Annotated in this window: 18 protein-coding genes; 11 read left to right on the plus strand and 7 right to left on the minus strand. The window is 50.3% G+C overall.

Annotated features, from left to right (window positions below):
• The first annotated feature begins 23 nt into the window (after positions 1–23).
• From ACYVC2_RS02845 to ACYVC2_RS02870, 6 genes are all read left to right on the plus strand, one after another.
• Positions 24–1,064 (plus strand): aminoglycoside phosphotransferase/kinase family protein, encoded by a 1,041-nt coding sequence (locus ACYVC2_RS02845; RefSeq protein ID WP_461100765.1) that lies wholly within the window; start codon positions 24–26, stop codon positions 1,062–1,064.
• Between the two features lie 231 nt (positions 1,065–1,295).
• On the plus strand, positions 1,296–2,144 hold the full coding sequence (locus ACYVC2_RS02850; protein WP_461100766.1) for a TIGR01459 family HAD-type hydrolase: 849 nt from the start codon (positions 1,296–1,298) through the stop codon (positions 2,142–2,144).
• 263 nt (positions 2,145–2,407) lie between these two features.
• Positions 2,408–2,647 (plus strand): acyl carrier protein, encoded by a 240-nt coding sequence (locus ACYVC2_RS02855; RefSeq protein WP_018617787.1) that lies wholly within the window; start codon positions 2,408–2,410, stop codon positions 2,645–2,647.
• 149 nt (positions 2,648–2,796) lie between these two features.
• Positions 2,797–4,047 carry a beta-ketoacyl-ACP synthase II gene (gene fabF / locus ACYVC2_RS02860; RefSeq protein ID WP_461100767.1) on the plus strand — a complete coding sequence of 417 codons (1,251 nt, stop codon included), beginning with the start codon at positions 2,797–2,799 and terminating at the stop codon, positions 4,045–4,047.
• A gap of 6 nt (positions 4,048–4,053) precedes the next feature.
• Positions 4,054–4,815, plus strand: coding sequence for a ribonuclease III (gene rnc / locus ACYVC2_RS02865; protein WP_461100768.1), 762 nt, complete (start codon positions 4,054–4,056; stop codon positions 4,813–4,815).
• 345 nt (positions 4,816–5,160) lie between these two features.
• Positions 5,161–6,681, plus strand: coding sequence for a Do family serine endopeptidase (locus ACYVC2_RS02870; protein ID WP_461100769.1), 1,521 nt, complete (start codon positions 5,161–5,163; stop codon positions 6,679–6,681).
• Positions 6,682–6,779: 98 nt separating this feature from the next.
• Here the strand turns inward: ACYVC2_RS02870 and gmd are convergent, their stop codons facing one another.
• Together gmd and ACYVC2_RS02880 are read right to left on the minus strand one after the other, a co-directional pair.
• Positions 6,780–7,892 carry a GDP-mannose 4,6-dehydratase gene (gmd, locus tag ACYVC2_RS02875; RefSeq protein WP_461100770.1) on the minus strand — a complete coding sequence of 371 codons (1,113 nt, stop codon included), beginning with the start codon at positions 7,890–7,892 and terminating at the stop codon, positions 6,780–6,782.
• Positions 7,893–7,988: 96 nt separating this feature from the next.
• A complete protein-coding gene (locus tag ACYVC2_RS02880) occupies positions 7,989–8,582 on the minus strand; it encodes an SPOR domain-containing protein (RefSeq protein WP_461100771.1) in 594 nt (197 codons plus the stop codon).
• 121 nt (positions 8,583–8,703) lie between these two features.
• Between ACYVC2_RS02880 and murB the strand changes: the two genes are divergently transcribed.
• Complete coding sequence (murB, locus tag ACYVC2_RS02885; RefSeq protein ID WP_461100772.1) at positions 8,704–9,729, plus strand: UDP-N-acetylmuramate dehydrogenase; 1,026 nt, start codon at positions 8,704–8,706, stop codon at positions 9,727–9,729.
• A 111-nt stretch (positions 9,730–9,840) separates the two neighbouring features.
• Here the strand turns inward: murB and ACYVC2_RS02890 are convergent, their stop codons facing one another.
• Together ACYVC2_RS02890 and ACYVC2_RS02895 are read right to left on the minus strand one after the other, a co-directional pair.
• Entirely contained in the window at positions 9,841–10,755 is a 915-nt protein-coding gene (locus ACYVC2_RS02890; RefSeq protein ID WP_461100773.1) for an ROK family protein, read from the minus strand.
• A gap of 119 nt (positions 10,756–10,874) precedes the next feature.
• Complete coding sequence (locus ACYVC2_RS02895) at positions 10,875–11,549, minus strand: SDR family oxidoreductase (RefSeq protein ID WP_461100774.1); 675 nt, start codon at positions 11,547–11,549, stop codon at positions 10,875–10,877.
• Between the two features lie 160 nt (positions 11,550–11,709).
• Here ACYVC2_RS02895 and ACYVC2_RS02900 point away from each other — a divergent pair, with 160 nt between their 5' ends.
• Together ACYVC2_RS02900 and ACYVC2_RS02905 are read left to right on the plus strand one after the other, a co-directional pair.
• Positions 11,710–12,441 (plus strand): MlaE family ABC transporter permease, encoded by a 732-nt coding sequence (locus tag ACYVC2_RS02900; RefSeq protein WP_461100775.1) that lies wholly within the window; start codon positions 11,710–11,712, stop codon positions 12,439–12,441.
• A gap of 80 nt (positions 12,442–12,521) precedes the next feature.
• Entirely contained in the window at positions 12,522–13,268 is a 747-nt protein-coding gene (locus ACYVC2_RS02905; protein WP_461100776.1) for an ABC transporter ATP-binding protein, read from the plus strand.
• Here the strand turns inward: ACYVC2_RS02905 and ACYVC2_RS02910 are convergent.
• The 3 genes from ACYVC2_RS02910 to ACYVC2_RS02920 all read right to left on the minus strand — a co-directional run bounded on the left by ACYVC2_RS02910 (position 13,246) and on the right by ACYVC2_RS02920 (position 18,513).
• Entirely contained in the window at positions 13,246–14,832 is a 1,587-nt protein-coding gene (locus ACYVC2_RS02910) for a hypothetical protein (protein WP_461100777.1), read from the minus strand. The genes ACYVC2_RS02905 and ACYVC2_RS02910 overlap by 23 nt on opposite strands.
• Positions 14,833–14,932: 100 nt before the next feature.
• Complete coding sequence (locus ACYVC2_RS02915) at positions 14,933–17,029, minus strand: ComEA family DNA-binding protein (protein WP_461100778.1); 2,097 nt, start codon at positions 17,027–17,029, stop codon at positions 14,933–14,935.
• Between the two features lie 149 nt (positions 17,030–17,178).
• Positions 17,179–18,513 carry a hypothetical protein gene (locus tag ACYVC2_RS02920; RefSeq protein WP_461100779.1) on the minus strand — a complete coding sequence of 445 codons (1,335 nt, stop codon included), beginning with the start codon at positions 18,511–18,513 and terminating at the stop codon, positions 17,179–17,181.
• A 440-nt stretch (positions 18,514–18,953) separates the two neighbouring features.
• On the opposite strand from ACYVC2_RS02920, the gene ACYVC2_RS02925 reads away from it, so the two are divergent.
• The gene (locus ACYVC2_RS02925; protein ID WP_461100780.1) at positions 18,954–19,580 is read left to right on the plus strand and encodes a thymidine kinase; all 627 of its coding nucleotides are present in this window, start codon (positions 18,954–18,956) and stop codon (positions 19,578–19,580) included.
• Positions 19,581–19,611: 31 nt separating this feature from the next.
• Complete coding sequence (gene porZ / locus ACYVC2_RS02930) at positions 19,612–21,876, plus strand: type IX secretion system anionic LPS delivery protein PorZ (protein ID WP_461100781.1); 2,265 nt, start codon at positions 19,612–19,614, stop codon at positions 21,874–21,876.
• Positions 21,877–22,057: the final 181 nt, after the last annotated feature.

The raw sequence follows: 22,057 nt of genomic DNA on the forward strand, positions 1-22,057 counted from the left end.
GTGCGGTCTCTGCATCTATAACCATGCGTCTTGTCGATTACCCGAGTATAATAAAGAAAGCCTGGGCCGAATTTGATCCGTCAGTGCAGGTTCATACCATCGAAGACATCAGTGCACGCGTATCCACCAACCACGTCTTCCGGGTTACCTTCGAAGATGGCGGGCATATTATTGCCAAACTGTCGTATTTCGGTCGGTATGAACAGTTTCTGGAAGATCACCGCATCATTCATGCCCTGGCGAATAATCTGTTATATCCGTTCGAGAATGTGTTGGCGAAATCACTGGTCCACGATGGGCAGGTTTATACCTATCGCTATAAAGACCGGTTCATCGATGCCTGGGTCGTGTTCTATAATCCCATACGTATTCAGATGAAGCTGCCCCGTCGGTTAGAGGATCATCACATCCAGATGCTGGGCCGGCAAATCGCCAAATTCCATAAAGCCTGCTCGCGCGTAAGTCCGGTCCTGCCCAAATCCTCGAAAACCCTGCGGTCAGACATTTGGGATCTTCTTGACCTGCTGGATACCGAATCGGGTCAGTTTGAGCACCGTATGCACATCGAAGAACTGAAACGTCAGTGCGAACTTTTTCTGGCAAATCGCCAGAAGCTCGTGGCGGGCAGCGTCGAAACCATGCCCGTGTTTGTAGACTGGAATATCGGGAACTTCTCAGTTACGCAAAACCTGGAACTGTATTCGCGCTGGGATTACGACTGGTTTCGCATCAGTTACCGGGTTATGGATTTTTACTTTTTCAGCCGGGTAGTCTCCAACATCGGCGATCGGACGGTCTTCAGCTATGTCATTGGGCCGCTAATGGAAGATCGGTTTTTGTTGTTCCTGCGCGAATACCACAGTGTTTTTCCGCTTACCGAAAATGAAATTCGGTTTTTGCCCGAAGCCTACCGGTTCTTCATTCTTAACTACGTTATCAAATACGGACGCTATTTCTTCCATCGAACCTACGCGACCAAGCTACAGCGGGAAGCTTACGAAACTTATTTCCCATCCATCGAGCAGTTCGACGCCGACAAAATTTTGAACGCTCTGGGTATCTGATCTGACTTCGATATCGGCTTTTTCTTAGCTTGGCGGTCAGATGGCGCCCAGGCTACGTTGGGTAAAATCGCAGAGTCCGAGCGGGTTATACTGCAGTTGCCCCCATCTCAGACAAACTTATTATCGATACACTGAACCCATTAAAAGAAAATTAATCGAAAATTCGGCCAAGGTTGTACTTTTACAAATAATCTATGGTTAGATCTCCGTATTCTATTGAGTTAAGTGTCTATGCAACTTGCCGATTTTAAAACTGTAGCTGCTCACTATAAGGTATTCTTCTTCGATGCGTTCGGTGTTCTGAAAAATTCGGAAGGCATTCTACCCGGTATTGAAACAACCTTTGAGTGGCTCCAGGCGAACGGCAAAGATTTTTATGTCCTGACCAACGATGCCTCCAGAGGGCCCCATGAATTAGCGGAATCCTATTATCGGCAGGGTTTTTATGCCATCAAACCCGAACGGATCATTTCATCCGGAATGCTGGCCCGCGAGTATCTCGACCTGAAAGTGCATCAGGGCACCGTAGCTTATTTAGGCACTGAAAAGTCGGCACATTACCTGGAAACAACCGGCCTGAAAACGCTCCCCATCAGTCAGGTCGATTTGAAAGATGTCGCCGATATCAATGCGTTGGTGCTGCTCGACGACGAAGGATTCGACTGGAATACCGACTTGAACAAGACCGTTAATTTACTGCGCAAGCGAAATATTCCGGTGATTGTCGCCAATACCGATGCGACGTATCCTGCTTCTAAAACCCGTATCGCCATTGCCATCGGAGCCGTTGCTAAAATGATCGAGACTATTGTTGGCAAGAAGTTCATCCGTTTCGGCAAGCCTGACGCTCAGCTATTTATGTTCGCCTACGAGCGGCTGGAGAATGCCTCGCATGTCAGCAAAAGAGACATCCTGATGGTGGGCGATACGTTACACACCGATATTCTGGGCGGCAATAAATTCGGACTGGATACGGCATTGGTTCTTACCGGAAATACGCAGCCCCAGGACGCGGAAATGCTGATCCGTAGTACAGGGATTATTCCCACGCATATTTGCAAATCCGTTGTGATTCGGTAAGCATTTAAATCGGGCCACTACTGATCCAATAAACCGCGTGGGTTGTTAATAAATGGCGTAAAACTTATTGCATCTGCTATTTATCTTTCGTCTACGATTGCCTTCTCTATTGTGTAATTTTAATGATCAACACACTGACAATAAACGAGTTATACATTAAAAACAGATTTCATAAAACGATCAGTTATCGAAAAAATTGTTTGACAATACAAAGGTAAATACCTTTCTTTGCGCAGTTTTTTAAACTCCAACGGACTACTAAAATGTCGGACATTGCACAAAAAGTTAAGAATATTATTGTTGAGAAATTAGGCGTTGAAGAGTCAGAAGTAACGCCGGAAGCAAGCTTCACGAATGATCTGGGTGCAGACTCACTCGACACGGTTGAGCTGATCATGGAATTCGAAAAGGAGTTTAACCTCCCCATTCCTGACGACGAGGCTGAAAAAATCTCTACGGTTGGTTTGGCCATTGAGTATCTGGAAAAACACATTGGCAAGTAGTCTTCAGCTGACACTGAATCAGGACTGAACCTGCCAACAGATACGCTCAAAAGTGCCGTATTTGGAATAAGCCATCAAGTATCTGGAAGACAACGCTAACAACTATTGGGTTTGCGTTGTTTCCTATTTTTATTACGCAGTATCGCTGTATGACTTTCAAACGAGTAGTAGTGACCGGCCTCGGTGCTCTGACACCGATCGGCAATGATGTAACCACTTACTGGAACAATTTAGCCGCCGGTGTAAGCGGGGCCGGTCCCATTACGAAGTTTGACGCCAGCAAGTTTCGTACGCAATTCGCCTGCGAAGTTAAAGGGCTGGACGTAACCCAATTTATTCCCCGGCAGGAAGCGCGTAAGATGGATGCTTTTACGCACTACGCGCTCATTGCTACTGATGAAGCCGTCCGCGACGCGAACCTGAACCTCGACACCATCGACAAAAATAAAGTCGGCGTGATCTGGGGGTCGGGTATCGGTGGTCTTAAATCCTTCGAGGATGAGATGATCGATTACGCGAAAGGAGACGGTACGCCCCGCATCAATCCTTTTTTTATTGTACGCATGATTGCCGACAGTGCATCGGGGCAGATTTCCATGCGCTACGGTTTCCGCGGCACAAACTACGTGACGGTGTCGGCCTGTGCCTCCACAAACAATGCCATCATCGATGCCTTCAACTACATTCGGCTGGGCCGGTTAAACATGTGTGTGGTTGGTGGTTCGGAAGCGGCTGTCACGAAGGCTGGTATTGGTGGTTTCAATGCCAACCGGGCGCTGTCGGAGCGCAACGATTCGCCGGAAACCGCGTCGAGGCCTTACGACAAAGACCGCGATGGCTTTGTATTGGGTGAAGGAGCGGGCTCCCTTATTCTGGAAGAGTACGAACACGCTCAGTCGCGCGGGGCTAAAATTTATGCCGAATTGATTGGAGGGGGTATGTCGTCCGATGCGTATCATATCACGGCCCCTCATCCCGAGGGATTGGGTGCCTTTCTGGCTATGCAGGATGCCCTGAACGATGCAGGTATTTCGCCAACGGAAATTGATTATATCAATACCCACGGTACATCGACGCCCATCGGTGATCCGCAGGAACTGAAGGCGATTCATCAGTTGTTCGGCGAACACTCATTTGCGATGAATATCAGCTCAACCAAATCCATGACGGGTCACCTGCTGGGTGCGGCTGGGGCGGTTGAGGCCATCGCCTGTATCAAAGCGCTCGAACACCAGATTGTCCCCCCCACGATCAATCACTTCACGGACGACGACGAAATCGATCAGCGCTTTAATTTAACGTTCAATAAAGCACAGGCGCGCTCGATGACGACGGTGATGAGTAATGCGTTTGGGTTTGGAGGCCATAATGCCATCGTTATTTTCCGTAAACTTAGCTGAGCCGCCGTGCAAATCGCTCTGCCTCGTAAGCTGTTCAATCCTTTAAGTTGGTTCCGGTCTGGCGATGCTGGTTCGCGTAAAGACCTTCGCCGGGCTATTGGCCACATCATTGGTGCGCGCCCATCCAATATGGGGCTCTACCAGTTAGCTCTGCGCCATACCTCAGCGTCAAAAGCAACTGCTATCGAGGGCTTCCGAGAGTCGAACGAGCGGCTGGAGTATCTGGGCGACGCCGTGCTGGGAATGGTTATTGCGGAATTCTTATTTAAAAAATACCCTTACAAAGACGAAGGATTCTTAACCGAAATCCGATCGCGTATCGTCAACCGGGAAACCCTGAATGGCATTGCCCGCAAAATTGGGCTCGATCAACTTATCGAGTACGACGGCAGCCGGACCCGCAGTATGCCTGCCCGTACATCGATGTACGGAGATGCGCTCGAAGCCCTTGTTGGCGCCATCTACCTGGACAAAGGGTTTCGGTTCTCCCGGCAGTTTATCCTCAAAGACCTGTTATCGCACTACGATATCGAATCGGTCGTACAGACAAATGGCAACTTCAAAAGCCGACTGATCGAGTGGGCACAACGCGAAGGCAAAGAGATTCGCTTCGAAATCATTTCCGAAAAAGGAAATAGCCATTTCCGTGAATTTATTGCTCAGGTGCTGGTCGATGAAGAACCCTTTGCCACCGGAAGCGGCTATAGTAAGAAAAAAGCGGAACAGGCGGCCGCTGAAAAAGCTTTCGACTTGCTGGCGATAAAATAGCCTCCCCCTATCTTGACAGTAGTAATCTGCCCGCAGTAGCTTTTCGGGGCAGAAATTCATGGCCTGTATTGTGTCAAGTTGTCCACCCTTTGCTCCATAGTGCCAGATAACAATGACAGGATGGCGTAAAGAAGTGGATTTAATTGGGGTGGTATAGCATTTGTTTGTAAATTATCAGCGGATTATCAGAAGCTCCGTAGCCTAATACGCCCCTTAACAAAGGCTTGTTAAATTTTGTTAAGGACATCTGCAGGCCGGATTTTTCAGAAGCTTCTTTCCGTTATATCAGCAGAGCAGAATTCGACTCCAACACAAAAAGAAAGCAATTAGATTTTCCCATTAATCATGAAAAGCAACTGGAAATTATTAGCGTTGATGGCACTCCTTTCGAGTGTAATAACGCTGGCCGCTTACAACCTGTTGGGATTCAACAACCGGGATGTAATTTTTAACGAATCGTCGCCAATACCGGCCATTACGGGTCGTTTGGCTTCCATGCCAGGGGGACCAATGGCGGCCCCGGGAGATTTCTCGACGGCAGCCGAGGCAGTAACCCCAACGGTTGTGCACATCCGGACTACAATGACTCGAACGGTTCGTCAGCAACAGGTACCGGATATCTTCCGGGAATTCTTTGGTGATGAGTTTGGTGGTGGCCAGCGGCAACCCCGCCGTCAGCAGGGTCAGGCATCAGGTTCAGGTGTAATTATAAGCAAAGATGGCTACATCGTAACCAACAACCACGTGGTTCAGGATGCCGACGAAGTAGAGGTCATTATGACCGACAAGCGTAGCTTTAAAGCTAAAGTTATCGGCACCGACCCGCTGACAGATCTGGCCGTTATTAAAGTAGAGGCAAACAACCTGCCCGCTATTACGCTGGGCGATTCGGATGCCCTGAAATTAGGGGAATGGGTTTTGGCCGTCGGGTATCCACTCGACCTGGAATCGACCGTCACGGCAGGGATCGTAAGTGCCAAAGGCCGTCGGATCGGTATTCTTGATCAAAACATCAATAAAAACGACGCTAAACCTGATTCGCCGGTAGAAGCCTTCATCCAGACGGATGCAGCAATCAACCCTGGTAACTCGGGAGGTGCACTGGTAAACCTGCGGGGTGAACTGGTCGGTATCAACTCAGCAATTGCTTCGGCAACGGGTTATTACAGTGGGTATGGCTTTGCCGTGCCGGTATCGCTGGTGAAAAAAGTATCCGCTGACTTACTTAAATACGGTAATGTACAGCGTGGCTACATCGGTATCCTGCCGATCGAGCTGAACAGCACGGTAGCGAAAGAAAAAGGCGCTAAAATCGGCCGTGGTATCTACGTAGAAAGCGTGGTCGAAAAAGGGGCTGCTGAAGCTGCTGGTCTGAAGAAAGGCGACGTCATTGTGAAGATGGAAGGTCAGACACTCGATTCGGATGCACAAATGCGCGAAATCATTGGCCGTCGTCGCCCGGGGGATGTTGTAACCGTAACGGTTAATCGCGATGGCACCGAACGTGACTTCAAAGTAGAACTTCGCAATCGGAACGGTGGCCGGGATGTCATCAAGAAATCTGATATTTCTGCTTCTAACACGGCGTTAAGCACACTGGGCGCCAGTTTCGAAGATCTTTCCGCTCAGGATGCCAAACAACTGGGTGTTACCGGGGGAGTTCGGGTGAAAAAAATTACGGATGGCAAACTGGCTGAAACGGACGTAGAAGAAGGTTTTATCATCGTGAAAGCAAACGGTAAGAATGTCAAGACGACGAAAGACCTGCAAGCTATTCTGTCTTCGGTAAAAGAAGGAGAAGGTCTGATGCTGATTGGCATGTACCCCAACAGTTCGCGGATGTATTATTACGCCGTTCCAGTTTAATAATTGATTCCAAGTTAATCGATAACAAGAAGGGCCCCCAGATTTCTGGGGGCCCTTCTTGTTATCGATTAACTTGGAAATTTCAGGAAGCGATCAATCTATTCGAAATAGTTCAGCACCTGGTGACCGCTCTTGGCGAGAAGCTGGTCGCGCCGGAAGAGATCGATATCCGCCGTCATCATGTCTTTCACCAGAGCTGGCAGATCATACTTCGGTTTCCAGTTCAGTTTTGTCATCGCTTTGGTCGGATCGCCCAGCAACAAATCTACTTCAGTCGGACGGTAGTAACGAGGATCGATGCATAAGACTGTTTTGCCTACTTCGACCGGGAAGTCGGGATTTGACGATTTGCTTACGACCGCGGTTTCATCGGAACCTTCGCCCGAAAAGGTAAGCTCAACTCCGATTTCCGCAAATGACATTCGCACAAAATCCCGCACGCTAGTCGTTATACCCGTTGCAATGACGAAATCTTCCGGCTTGTCCTGCTGAAGAATCAGGTACATGGCTTCAACATAGTCTTTTGCGTGGCCCCAGTCGCGCAGCGAATCAAGATTGCCCAGGTATACTTTGTCCTGCAGGCCTAAACCGATCCGGGCTACAGCACGGGTGATCTTGCGCGTTACGAACGTTTCGCCCCGCAGTGGCGATTCGTGGTTGAACAGAATGCCGTTGCAGGCATACATATTGTAAGCCTCCCGATAGTTGACCGTTATCCAGTAACCATATAGCTTGGCAACCGCGTAGGGCGAACGTGGATAAAAAGGTGTCGTCTCCGACTGGGCATGGCCCTGAACCCCACCGTACAACTCTGAAGTCGATGCCTGGTAAATACGGGTTTTTTCGGTTAAGCCCAGCAATCGGACGGCTTCCAGGATGCGCAGTGTGCCGATACCATCGACCTGAGCTGTGTATTCAGGTTCATCGAAGCTTACCCGCACGTGCGACATAGCCCCGAGGTTATAAATCTCATCTGGCTGAATTTCCTGAATAATCCGGATGACATTGGTCGAATCGGACAGATCGCCATAGTGAAGCTTCAGATGCACACCTTTTTCGTGCGGATCTTCGTACATACTGTCAATACGTTGCGTATTGAAAAGCGAGCTCCGGCGTTTGATGCCGTGCACTTCGTACCCTTTCGCTAAGAGCAACTCTGTCAGGTAAGCTCCATCCTGCCCGGTTATACCGGTTATTAATGCTTTCTTCATAGTATACTAGCCTGTACAATCAGGGCTTTAAATTAAAGATACTCAAACTTAAATCACACCAAATATATTAAAATAAAAAACTGGTAACTATAGGTTTTATTTGATCAACAGGCTACGGCGGATATCTACCTTATCGGCTTGTAATTGGGCCGAGGAAATTAATCGTCGGATCGAGGCAAAGTATCGTTCGGCATCCATTCGACGCATAAAATCACCTACTTTGAGTTTATAGGTTGGCTGATTATAACTTAAGTAAGGGCTAAGTTCCGGAAAATTCTGGTAAATCAACAATTTAGCGGCATCGGCTTCCGAGCGCTGATTGCCTACGTAGATCTGGATACGAAATCCGGGGGCATAGCGAATGGTTCGGTTATGAGAAGCAATCGTATCGAGTACCATATCCAGGCGCCGATTGACGTGTAAGGCTTCGATAGGCGCGGTAGGCTTGCGAGGCTCGGTTCGCCTTGGCGCTGTGCTGGGTGTTTTCGACGTATTGACAGGGGCAGCTGGCTTATTGGAAGCGGGTAAATTTGACGAAGTAGCGTTATAAACAGGGCGTACTACCGATAAATCTTCGCTGTAGCTATTATAATCAGTTACCGTACGGCCCGTGGTTACGGGTCGGCTACTGGCGCAACCGGTCATCACTAACAGCCCCATTACCAAACATTCACTTAATCCAAAACGCATATGCTTCGGTTATTCAGACGCAAAAATAGATAATTTGTCATTCTAATAATCAGTAAGACAAACTCAACCTCAAACCCATCCAGGATTTTGGCTAATTTTGGTGTTTTATTTCGTACCCTACATGCTGGATATACAAAGCTACGTATCACTCAAACCGTATACTACTTTCGGCATCGAAGCCACCGCCCGGTATTGGGTTACGATTGGCCAGGAACATGATTTACGGACGTTGCTCCAGCTCACCGAATTCGTTGATACGCCAAAACTGATTCTTGGTGGCGGCAGCAATGTTCTGTTACGCCGTGATTTCAACGGATTGGTGATCAAAATGGATATTCAGGGCATCGATGTCGTACGTGAAGACGAGGCTCATATTTATTTAACCGCTGGAGCAGGGGTTGTCTGGCAGGCATTGGTCCAATTCTGCGTAAAACGAGGGTATGGCGGGCTGGAAAACCTTTCGCTGATACCGGGCACTGTTGGGGCGGCCCCCATGCAGAATATCGGTGCCTACGGTGTTGAACTCGAACAGGTATTCGAGTCATTGACAGCGGTTCATATGCGTACGGGCGAGAAACGAACCTTTTTACACGCCGACTGTGCGTTTGGTTACCGGGAAAGTGTGTTTAAACGCGAATTAAAGGATCAGTACATCATCACGAGTGTTACGTTTCAGCTAGATAAACAACCGACGTTTCATACCCGCTATGGGGCCATTCAGGAAACATTGACCGCCATGGGTATATCGGAAAGTACGCTATCGATTCAGGCAATCAGCGAAGCCGTCATGCATATCCGGCGCAGTAAGCTGCCAGACCCTGCCCAGATTGGCAATGCCGGCAGTTTTTTCAAAAATCCGGAAATTCCTGAAGCTCAGTTCAACGATCTACAACGTCAGCATCCAACCCTTCCAGGCTATCCTCTGAGCGAGGGTATGGTAAAAGTACCAGCTGGCTGGCTTATCGAACAGGCAGGCTGGAAAGGTTACCGCTCCGGCGATGCGGGCGTTCATGCCAAACAGGCCCTGGTGCTGGTAAACTATGGGAAAGCGACGGGCGATGAAATTTTACAACTGGCTCAACAGATTCAACTGTCGGTAGCTGACAAGTTTGGAATTTCTATTTCACCGGAGGTGAATGTAGTGTAAAGCGGGGCGAAAACAACGGGGCACGTCTCCTTATTATTCCGCTGATAGTGATGCTACGGTTCGTTGAAAAGCCTGTTGAAACCGTGGCATCGCTATCAGCGAATAACTAGTTTATTCAAAACAAAGCGAAGCAGCTCCCAGCAGACCGGCATCATTGCCCAGCGTGGCCCGCTTGATGTTCAGCCCGTTTTTGTAGTAGGCATTCAACCAGTAATCCAGCGTTTTCTCTACGGCAGGCAGAATGTAATCGAAAGAAGCCGACAGCCCCCCGCCAATTAGCACCTGCTTGATATCCAATATTTTAATCAGCGCAGCTAACCCTTCGCCCAGGATTTCACCTACTTCAGCCCATATTTGCAGGGCCAGTTCATCACCTTCGGCGGCAGCCGCAACGAGTCCCGTTGTTGAAATGCTACCGTCGGCAGGAAGCTGGGTTTCTTTTTTAAATTCGTTCCGACGTTCATTGGCCAGATCCAGCAGTTCCTTCTTTCCAATGTTACGCTCCAGCACTCGCCCATTACGCGATGGAATATGCCCTGGCTCCATGGCGTTACCATCGCCCCCCGTAAAAATTTTTTTGTTGATAATGGCTGCTCCGCCAACACCGGTGCCGAGGGTAATGAATATGTAATTCTCCGTAATTTTCTCTTCCGCGAAATAGTATTCGCCTAAAGCGGCAGCATTGGCATCATTTTCCAGAAAAAACTGAACGCCCGGAAAGCGAGTACTCAACAACTCGATCATTGGCAGACCGTTGATTTCGGGAATAGCCGTTATTTCCAGAGGAACCGTTCGTGTACGATTGATCATACCGGGCAAGCCGATTCCTACCTGCTTAACATCTTTATTGGCAAGGAGCTGCAAAGCAACAGCATCCCCGAATCGCTCAATGAAATGTCCCGACTGGCGCCAGCTGATGGTATCGTGACTATAAAAATTAGAGATTTTACCGGTATTAGCATCGACAATACCCATTTTGACGTTCGTGCCGCCGACGTCAATACCCAGATACTCAACGGAAGCCATTCGTTAGCAATAATTAGTTGATAGTAAAAAGTTATTAAGTTTGGACCTGATGAAGTGGGGCGCAAGATACAAAAGAGTCTGCAGCGAACCGTCATCCGGCATATTGTTTATATGGTGCTTTAGATATCACCTAACTGGGGGCGAATCAGAATTTCTTCGACAACGGCACTTTTCGAAAGCGAATAAGCCGCCCAGGTACTATCGGCCACATCGGAGGGCCTCATGAATCGTTCTTCGGGTAGGTCCGTTCCTTCCCAGCTGGCGGTTAGCGTAGCGCCGGGTAATAGGGCCGTCACTTTCACATCATACGGTTTCAATTCCTCCCGCAAAACACGGCTCATGCCTAACAGCGCAAATTTGGAAATGCAATAGGAGCCGCCATTGGTATAGGCCGTAATACTGGCCGTTGAGCACATCATGAAAATATGCCCTTGCCGACGGTCAATCATGCCGCCGACCAGCCCGCGGGTAAGATGATACACGCTGGCTACATTCGTATTCATGACCTGCTCAAACGTCCCCTCCGCTTCATTATGGATCTGGCCAGGCAGAAATATACCCGCGTTATTGACTAGTACCTCGACGGGCCGGTTAAGTGAGTAGAGGTACTCCAGCAAGCGCACGACACCATCCCGAGTCGACAGGTCGGCTGCCACAGGCAACAGCCCGGCCCCCTGCACCCCATCGACGGAACGGGCGCACACAACAGCCTCGAATCCTTCCCTCACAAACCGGTCGGCAATGGCCCGACCTATTCCCTTCGTACCGCCCGTTACAACAATTAATGGATTCATGCAAAAAGCTTCTTATTCCGCCAGTAACGACGACCGTCGTACGCGGTTTAGTGTATGGCGCAAGTTACGTCAGAAACCATTCTATCTTTACGAGGGTTCTCTCGAATAGAGGATACTGACCTGGCCCATGCCAGGCCGATTTGTTTCGCTACACGCTTTTATGTCACGAATAGGCAGTTATTTTATTTTTCTGGGCACACTCTTCCGAAACCGGGAGAAGCTCCGCGTTTATCTGGGACTTATTCTGAACGAATGCACCTCCATCGGGGTCGGCTCTATTTTCATCGTTGCTCTCGTCAACACGTTTATTGGCGCCGTTACGTGCGTACAGACAGCTTATAACCTGACGAATCCGTTCGTGCCGAAAAACATCATTGCACTCATCGTACGAGACAGTTCCATTCTGGAACTGGCCCCTACCCTGTCGTGTATCGTACTGGCGGGTAAAGTAGGGTCGAACATCGCCAGTGAGTTAGGTACCATGCGCATCACTGAACAGATAGACGCTCTGGAAGTGATGGGCATCAATTCTAGTTCGTATCTGGTACTGCCCAAGGTGATTGCGTCTGTCCTGATGTTTCCTCTGCTGGTGATCATGGCCGGCTTTCTGTCAATACTGGGCGGCTACATTGCGGGTACCCTGGCGGGCGTTATCTCACCTGAAGAGTATGTGTCGGGGTTACGGGTAGATTACAAACCGTTCGGCGTTACGTTTGCCCTCATCAAAACCGTAGTATTTGCCTTCCTGATCTCAACCATTTCGGCCTACCGAGGGTATAACGTACAGGGGGGCGCGCTGGAAGTAGGGGCCGCTTCTACGGCGGCCGTAACCAACAGCTGCGTGGCCATTGTTGCTGCCGACTTTGTCCTGACCCAGATGCTACTGACATAATGAGCGAACTGGTCATGGCTGGTTGAGTGCTTCGGTCCCCTGTGTCAGCCATCGCCTTTCCTCTCGCGCGTTCTTTACTTATGATCGAGATTAAGAATATATCGAAAACGTTTGGCGATCGGCAGGTGCTGGCAGGTATCAGCGGCTCCTTTCAACCAGGCGACACCAGCCTGATTATTGGAGGAAGCGGTACCGGAAAAAGCGTGCTGCTGAAGTGCATGATCGGTCTTATCATGCCCGACTCCGGCGAAGTGCTCTACGACGGACGCAACTTTCTGACGACCGACCTGAACGAACAAAAAACCATTCGCCGGGAGATGGGCGTTTTGTTTCAGGGATCTGCCCTGTTCGACTCGAAAACCGTGCTGGAAAATGTTCGGTTTCCGCTCGACATGCTTACCGAACAGGCCGAACATGAAAAAGTAGACCGGGCAATGGATTGTCTGCGTCGTGTGGGGCTGGAGAATGCCGCCGATCGAATGCCTTCCGAAATCAGTGGTGGTATGAAAAAGCGCGTCGGTATTGCCCGAGCGATTGTACTAAACCCTAAATACTTATTCTGCGACGAACCAAACTCCGGACTCGATCCGCTGACATCCATCAAAATTGATCAGCTTATCTCCGAAATCACGGATGAATACAAGATCACAACCGTTGTGATTACCCACGACATGAACTCCATGATGGAAATTGGAGAGAAAATTATGTTTCTCTACCAGGGGAACAAACTCTGGGAAGGTACCAGCGCTACGCTCACCCATTCGGGCGTCGATGAATTAAACGAGTTTATCAACGCCAATAAGCTCATTCGGGAGATGGAGAAATAACCCTCGACGGATCTCTTCTTCCCCGCTCGTCGGGCAACTGCGCTCCCGATGACTTAAATCGGTAAACGGTGTAGCCTTCCAGGGATTTGATCGGCTGGTAGTTTGCCAGATACATGGGTGGCGACAGCGGGGCCTCGGTCTCACCCTCTTTACTGACCAGAAAACGGATACGTCCGTCCTGGGCCGCGCGGTCAAGGTCCGTATAATCGAACGAACGAAGTGGGTAGGCCGATCCAATAATTAGATCCTGTTGGGGAACGATGCAGTTTCTAAACAGAAAAGCATTCAGATAGCTACTATTATACAAGGTGCTATAAACCAGGCAATCAGGGCACTTTTTCAGTTCGCTCTTTATATAATCGGCAACAGCTTTCTCCTGCTGGTACTGCGTCATATCCACTGGCTTACCAAACGAGCGTCCCCAATTGAAGTTCATGGCGTTGACCGGAACAACCCAGGCAATGCCCAACACCAGCCCCAAACGGCCCACATCGGCCCAATCGGAATGGGTATTGCGCAACTGCCAGAGCAGATCGACGACCAGCAGGCACGACAGCCCCGTAAATTCGGTAAAGTAATTCAACGCCGAACCCCATTTGAGTCCGGTAACCATGGCAAACAGAAAAAATCCCAGGTTCGCCAATCCAATGAACTGACGCGCTCCCTGCTCATAAATGATATACCGAATGCTGATCGCAAGCCCCGGCACGACCAGCCACGCAAAAGGGCGCAGGTAATGATCGACCATATTGTACCGGAAACTGACTAAGTCAATACCGTTGCTCACGCCCCGGACCACGTTCGCATAAACAAGCGTAGCCTCCTGACGGAAAAGGCTTACATAGAGGACGCCGGTGAACAGCACGAACCAGCCGACAAACGGGAGAATTCGCTGTGATTTTCCACTGAACAAAATGACATAACCACCCACAATAATGGGCAAACAAAGCGCTGATTGTTTGGAGAATAAAGCGAGCGAGGCTAGAAAGGCTGTCAGGGCAGCCCCGTACCGGATCGATTGATTAGCATTAGGAACCTGCCAGTGCAGTACTGCCCACACGGTCCAGACGGCAAGCGCATTGTATAAACTATCTGGCCGGGCGTAAGATTGAGGGGGAAGCAATGAGAAAGCCAATACCCCGACCAATACGGCTACAGACATCGGCAGTTGCAAAGTCCGAGTTAATTTTCCAATCCCCCAGGCGTAGAACCCATTGGCGACCAACGAGATACAGCGCCCGACTATATACACCCCGTATACATCGTCGGGCGTCAGCCCGGCAAGCTGCGAAAAGCCCTCGGACAGGTAATAATAAATGGGGCTATATTGAGTGACTGCATAGGGGGCTTGTTCAGGGTTTTCATAAAGTGGGTAGCCAGCCATCAGACGCAGGACACTGTAGATAACATTGCTTTCAATCCCGCCGATGTCGGGGTTTACCAGATAAATGACTTTGATCCGGATGTAGACCGTTACTATTCCTAAGAATCCGATAATTGACCAGAGGAATCCATAGGTGTGCTGAACTATAAACTGGTATACACCACGTAAAAAGGTAAACATTCGATGATGCTGAGTAGTAAGAGGCAAAGGCAAAGATAGCCTAAAACCAAGCGCATAGGCCGCTCCTGGCAATCGCCTTACTATCCGGTCCGTAAGCTGCTTAAAATCTCCACCGCGCCTGTACTTTCACTTCGGTCTTATGGGAGGAGTCGACCTGGTCCAGATCCGAACCAACTACATCCCGGTTCAGCAGACTCGTGCGCGCCCAACGCACCCAGATATCCAGATGGCGATTCAGGCTGTATTGAACCAATAAAAACTGGCGGAGACCCTGGTAGAAGTAAGCCGGAAATGAAAAAGCATACAACACGTCGCGCTCGTATGCGTACTGCCGACTATCATAATCGTCGGTATTGAAGAAAGCAACCCGTCCGCTTACGCTCAGCGGGCGGAAGTCCAGTGTAGCATCCTGTATCAGGGCGAATCCGCGGGAAGGGCTTTGCTTTGCATATCCGAACGACCCCAGTTGCACTCGCGACCGCAACGATACATTTCGCATCAGTTTATAGTCGGCACTCAGCACGTAACTCCGACGCGTGGTGTTGACCACATCGGTCTGTTTGCCAGTTGTTAGGTTCTTTTGTTTGTGTTCCTCGTGGTATACACCATAAAAAATCGTTTGCCGGTTGGGCGTGTAGCGGGCCTGTAGCAGAAAGTCGAATCCACTCGACGGTTTATCGACCAGGTACTTTAGCCAGGGGAAGTGAAAATAATCGACAAAGCCGCCCAGGGTAAACGTGCGATAGACGGTATATTTTAATCCGAAGTAAGCGCCGGACTCATTGATGCTTCGCGTGCCTTCGCTGAAGGCGTTGCTGTAATAGCTGTGGAAATTGCGATCGTAATGCCGAATCACCAGGCCCATATCCAGCCTTTTGGTCAGGCTGGCCAAAGTTCCTCCAACTGCCCCGATACCCCCCGAATTAGTTGTAGAGCCGCTACTCCGGGCCATTTCGCCAAACAGATTCCAGTTTCGCCGGACGTACCCCCCATGAATCCCCACAACCAGATTGTGCTGGCCAGTAAATTCAAATTGATTGTAAGCCAGATCACGCTTCTGGAAGAAAGTGTCGAAATTCGTGTGCAATACGGTCAGTCCGAGTTGTAGTTGCCGCCGGCTATGGTAGAGTAAATGAACCCCCAGGTTGGTTTCGAGCAGACTTCCCCGGTCGTCGATCTCCGATTGGGTACGGTGTAGCCCTGAAGTTTGCAGGGAGGTAGCCATTCGAAGCGGCCCAGGCCCATCGGTGGTTATATTCGCATCACGCCGGTTACAGGCTGCCAGGATGGTCAGGTCCAGGGTCGGGCGGAAGGCATAGGTAGCCGTTACGCCCCGAAAATAGCCCGATTCGGTCAGGGATGTATACGGCCGTGCCCCCAGCATTGGCCGTCGGATCGTTTGTACCGTTTCGGCACTCTTACCCAATACAAACCCCGCCGACAGGATTAACCCCTGCCCTATCTGCACCTGATAATCACCCAGCAGTATATTTTTCCATTTCCCCCGATTCTGTAGCTGTGCGTGAAACGACACATAATCAGCCCCATACTGGTGTGCCGCCGGTTGCCAGCTGATTTGCTCGCCAGGATCTTTTTCCAGGGTCAGGCCGATGCTGAACGCCCTCGGACGGCTATACCGATACCGCAGATACCATTGCTGAGCGTTTCCCAGATACCGCGTCGGCAAGGTTCCTTTCTTATCCGGTATAGCTTCCGAAAATCCTTTTTGCTGCTCCAGTAGCTGTTCGAAGCGAACGATCAGGTAATTATCGGTCGGGGTAGGAAATGGCCCCAATAAGCCGGCTTCACCCGATACGGTCACAAAAGGCAGGAGTCGCCGAATCGTCGGCAGATCGAAATCGGGCACTGCCTGAAGTTCATAGATGGATAATAAATCGCCGGCGCTGGCCCGGTAAGCGGCTAAACTGCTTAGCTGTCGCTCCGTCAGTAGATAGGTAGCTTCCAGTTCATCGCGTGTGGCCCGGTTCAGATCTAGCGGATTGGCGTACAGTTGAGCCAGCGCGTCGTAGATTCCCTGATAATCGACACCCTCGGTTTGTATCGGAAACAGATCCTGCAGCGAACGGCTTATATCCGCAGCCCGATCCCCCTCGGGCCGAGGTATGATGCCCGTCTGCGCCAATGCGGGAACAATTCCCAGCCAGCTAGCTACGATCAGCCGATAAAGCCGTTGCACGGTCTTCTTTGGTCAAAGGTCCGATAGATATGCCAACCTTTAAATAAAGTTGGCCGCTATAAGACGGAAGCCTATTCAGAAAGACACATCTACCAACTAAACGGCTACATAAACGTTCGGTGATCAAACCGGCTTTAGGGAGAAATACATCAGGCGAATCGCCGTTTCAGGATCTCGATCAGCTCACTGACTTCATCGCTGTTCATATCCCAGACATATTGCGATGCATATTGATCGGAAATCAGGTCGAGCGCCTGCCCATAGCTGCTGAGTGTATCAATTTCCTCAACTGCCTGATTATAAGCACTGGCGTTACCATTGAAGAGTTGATTGATAAACCGAAACTTCTGATTTAATGAAATGCTGCGGGCAACGCTTTCGATGGGTGCCCGGTGAAACGTTTCGGCCACCGTCGTTACCTGACCTGCTGCAGACTCGGTCGATACGGTTTCCCGCAAGGCGTCGTTAAGCGTTGGTGCTGATTCTACGGAAATAAGCGGCTGACTGGCTTCGGATATGGCGGGCTGCGAAATGGCTCCGGTTGGTAGCTGCGACGGCTGACTTATGGGCGCAACGGGCTCCGGGCCGGGGCTACCACCCAGAAACATCGGCCCATTCGATCCGGCCGAATCGGTCGATTCTGGTTTGGGATGGTCCGAAATTTCCTGAATGGCATCTCGCCTGTCGGTTTCCGGTTCGCTGTCAGTCACAGCCGATTCGGCCTGGGGGGGGATTGCCGGGGCAACGGTTGTGGGCGTCGCTTCGGTAGGAACGAGGGGCGCGGGCGGAACAGCCGGTTCGGCAACCGTATCGAAAAATGACCGGGACGGCGCATTCGGGATACTGTCGGGAACATGGCTCCGCAATAGGGCTGGCACATCCATCGGTAGCTTCTCCGAAAACAGCGCGACGTACTTATCATAATGTTCCAGCTCGTGACCGCGCTGGGCCAGGGCTTCGTCCAGATAGCCGATGGCCTGATTGACGTACACGAACGGCTTATCCTTCGTCCGTTGGGTAATATAGGCCGGAATAAACTGATTAATCTTCGTGAACCGGGTGATTTGCTTCAATGCAGCTGCCGTCAGCATAAATTCGGGTTGCGCCCGTATGATCTCATCGAAATACGCCCGGGGGTCGAAGAGCAGAATGATAGTCCGGCGCGTAGCTTCGGCCAGCAGCGGTTCGAGGTGTTCGCGCCGAACCGAAATATGCTGCGACACGACATTCATAAAATTCTGCAACGCTTCCTGCACATCGGCATCCGCAAAATCGAAATAATGGCTGCGAAACTTCTCCGCATCCGCTTTCCACTTATCCGACAAGCTACTGATAACGAACAAATTAATCTGAGCAATGGGCGTAAGCGACAAAATCTGCTCCCCATTGATGGTTGCATGCTGGTGATAAAAATCCGTGGCAATACGACGCGCATACGACTTACTATACTCAGTCAGGGCGTTAGCATTAAACTTATTCGACATCAGGAATAGCCGTTGTTTATATGAGTTATCAGTGAAACGAAATGAGCCCTCATTCTTTTCAATCAAAACAAAGATAATTCGGGTAAATCAATTTGAACTACTTCCCTGCGCTATTCGGCTCAGGAATATTTTTCTGGATAAACTCAACTGAAAACGCATGGTTGCAGAAAGAAGCTAAGCCCTTTTCCATTCCTAATCGGATGAAGCTGTTTCGGGATAGTAGGCGCTGGAGAACTGAAGGCCGCGATAAAATGACGGTCGAATAATCAGCCGGTGCCCGAAAAAAATTACTTTTGTATATACCAATTACGCTCGTTCATACGTCCTGACGGCCTGCCAACCGCTTTAAATTTGCGCAACAGGTCGTACAGGCTCGGTTTATGAGCCGGTGGCGAATTGGTTTTAAACAACTTATCGGCCTTTACCACGACTGACGTCTGATGTTTATAGAACCCAACCGCCGACGTGAACCACCCCATCTTCGCACCGGCTGGATCGAAGTAATCTGTGGCTCGATGTTTTCAGGTAAAACCGAAGAATTAATTCGCCGGTTGACGCGCGCCCGGATCGCCAAGCTGAACGTCAGAATTTTTAAACCTGCCTTAGACACCCGCTACGACGAACAGAACATCGTGTCTCACTCATCGCTCACGATTCATTCTACCCCCGTTGAAACAGCGAGCCAGATTCCGGTACTCGCCGGCAACTGCGACGTTGTCGGTATCGACGAGGCACAATTTTTCGACAATGATATCGTCGATGTTTGTAACCTGCTGGCTAACGATGGTAAACGGGTTATCATCGCCGGTCTGGATATGGATTTCTCCGGAAAACCATTTGGCTGTATGCCCCAACTGATGAGTATTGCCGAGTATGTGACTAAGGTTCATGCTATTTGCGTGGTCTGTGGTGATATCGCTCACTACTCTTACCGGCTGGTGCCGTCCAACGAACGGGTTTTGCTGGGCGAAACCGATAGCTATGAAGCCCGGTGCCGCCGTTGTTTTTCGCTCGGAGAAAAAGCGGGACATAAAGAGTGGGTTTACGAGGACACCGATGAACAATGAAAGCTCGGGAATGAATAATGGACAATGGATAATGAATACTGGACTCTCAGGAAAATTTTTCCGTTTATTATGCATTGTTCATTATACATTATTCATTGTCCACGGCTCGTTCGCTCAAATCGGTTCCTGGCAATCGCACGTGAGTTACCGCTCAGGACAGTCGGTTGCCGTAGTGGGGAATTACGTGTATGCGGCCAGCCGCAACGGCTTGTTCCAGTATAACAAATCCAGTAACGAAACTCTCACACTCGATAAGTCGTCGGGATTGAGCGACGCGGGCATCAGCCGATTGTGTTATCTGGCAGACCAGAAGCGGCTACTCATCTCTTATCAGAACGGCAATCTGGACTTCCTTACCCTATCGGAGACGGGCACACCGGTTTCTGTAAAGAATCTGAATACAATTCGGTCTTCTACTTCATTACCAGCTTCCCGTTCGATCAATCATATCAATCGCCTGGGCAACAATGCCTATTTGAGCACCGATTTTGGCCTGGTTGTCCTCGATGTTAGCAAAGACGAGATTCGGGATACATATTTTACAAGCACCAGCAATTCGTCGGTACCGGTTTATGCCACGGCCACTACGGCTGACAGCTTATATGCGCTCATACTGGTTGCTGGTCCGTCGGTAACCAGTTTCCGGCTGATCGCCAGCCGCCTGTCCTCATCCGTCAACATTGCCGATCCGGCCAACTGGCGTACAGTGAACCTGCCAATCAGTACAACCGTGTCGATTACGTCGGATCAGAATAAATTACTGGTTTCGGCCAGCAAAGTAGGAGTGTACGAACGGCGAAACGGCAGCTGGATTTTAGTCCAGTCGCTGGCCAATGCCATTATCCGGCAGTTTCCAACAACCAATGGGCAGATTCTGGCGACGGAGCAGGTAGTCAGCCTGCCGGGGTCAGGTTCTTTTACAGGGCCATTGCTGACGGATCCGCGCGAAGTAGCAGCTGATGGTAACCGCGTGTGGGTTGCCGATGCGCAGAACGGTTTACTACTGGGCAATGCCGGTACGTTCGAGCAAATTGTGCCTGAAGGCCCACAACAGGATCGATTTGCCAACCTATATGCTTTTCCCGGAAGCCTCGTCGCGCTCACGAACAGCCCTGCAGACACAACAGTCATCACACCCGCCCAGTCACCTGTTGAGATCTTTTCGGTACCGGATCAGCGGTGGAGCGGGAATACTAATTCAGGTATTACGCGCGGTTTCAATTCCGCGGCTTACCTGCCCAGCGAACAAACGCTTTACCTGGGCAGTTTCGGCCAGGGCTTGTGGCGCCAGACCGCAGGGCAACCAATCACGGTCGTGACACTGCCTGCTGCCATTGGCTCGTTTATCACCAGCCTGGCCGCCGATGCTGTAGGCAACGTATGGATAGCCGCAGCCAATCCAACTGCGAAGCAGGCGACCCTACACGTCCGACGGGCGGATGGGCAAATGCAGTCTTTAACAGGCATTTATCAGGGGACTATCCTCCAGATCGTTCCTGACGATAACGGCTTTTTGTGGATTCGTCGAAACGGGTCTGGTGGTATTCTTGTGATTGATCCACAAACCAATCGAAGCCGATCTCTGGGTACGGCTACCGGACAGGGAGGCTTACTAAGTTCGACGGTGCTGGCTTTGGCTAAAGACCGGACGGGTTCGATTTGGATCGGTACAGACGCTGGCCCCATGGTGATCGATAACACTTACGATGCCATCGACGGTAAAATCGACGCGCAATCGCCCATTATTAATCGGCGTCGGTTGCTGGCCAACGAAGCAGTCACAGCCATCGCTGTGGATGGCGGGAATCGCAAGTGGCTGGGTACCCAAAGCGGGCTTTATCATGTGGCTCCTGACGGGTCGCAACTGCTCGATACGTTCACAGCCGACAGTAGCCCTCTGCCCAGCGACTTAATTCAGGCGCTGGCTATCGAACCGATTAGCGGAACGGTATTCTTTGAAACCGGATCGCTCAGTCGTCCCTACGGACTTAGTTCGTACCGCGGCCCGGCTACTGAGCCCAGCCAGGTGTTGAATAACCTGACCATTTTTCCTAACCCCGTCCGCCCTGATTTTACGGGTACGGTTGGCATCAATGGTCTGACCGAAAATGCAACGGTCAAAATCCTGGACGCGGGTGGTCAATTGGTATTCGAAGCTAAATCGCAGGGGGGAACTGCCACCTGGAATCTTCGGGATTACCGGGGTCGCCAAGCTCAGACCGGCATTTATTTGGTCGTCGTTGTGGCCGCCGATGGGTCGGCAGGCCTGGCCGGCAAGCTGGCCGTTGTCCGATAAAACTTATCTGGTCAAGGCTCTTTTTATACCAATTCGGTTTACAGGTTAAAAGCCGCGAATCGATTGAGCAATAAGGTCGTATGATTGATTTGACGAATTAGGTCATTTTGCCTAATTTTGACCGTTTTTCGCTATTTCACCTGGTATGACCAGTGAATAGAAAAAGTCATTAATTGAAATT

The organism is Spirosoma koreense, from assembly GCF_054777875.1.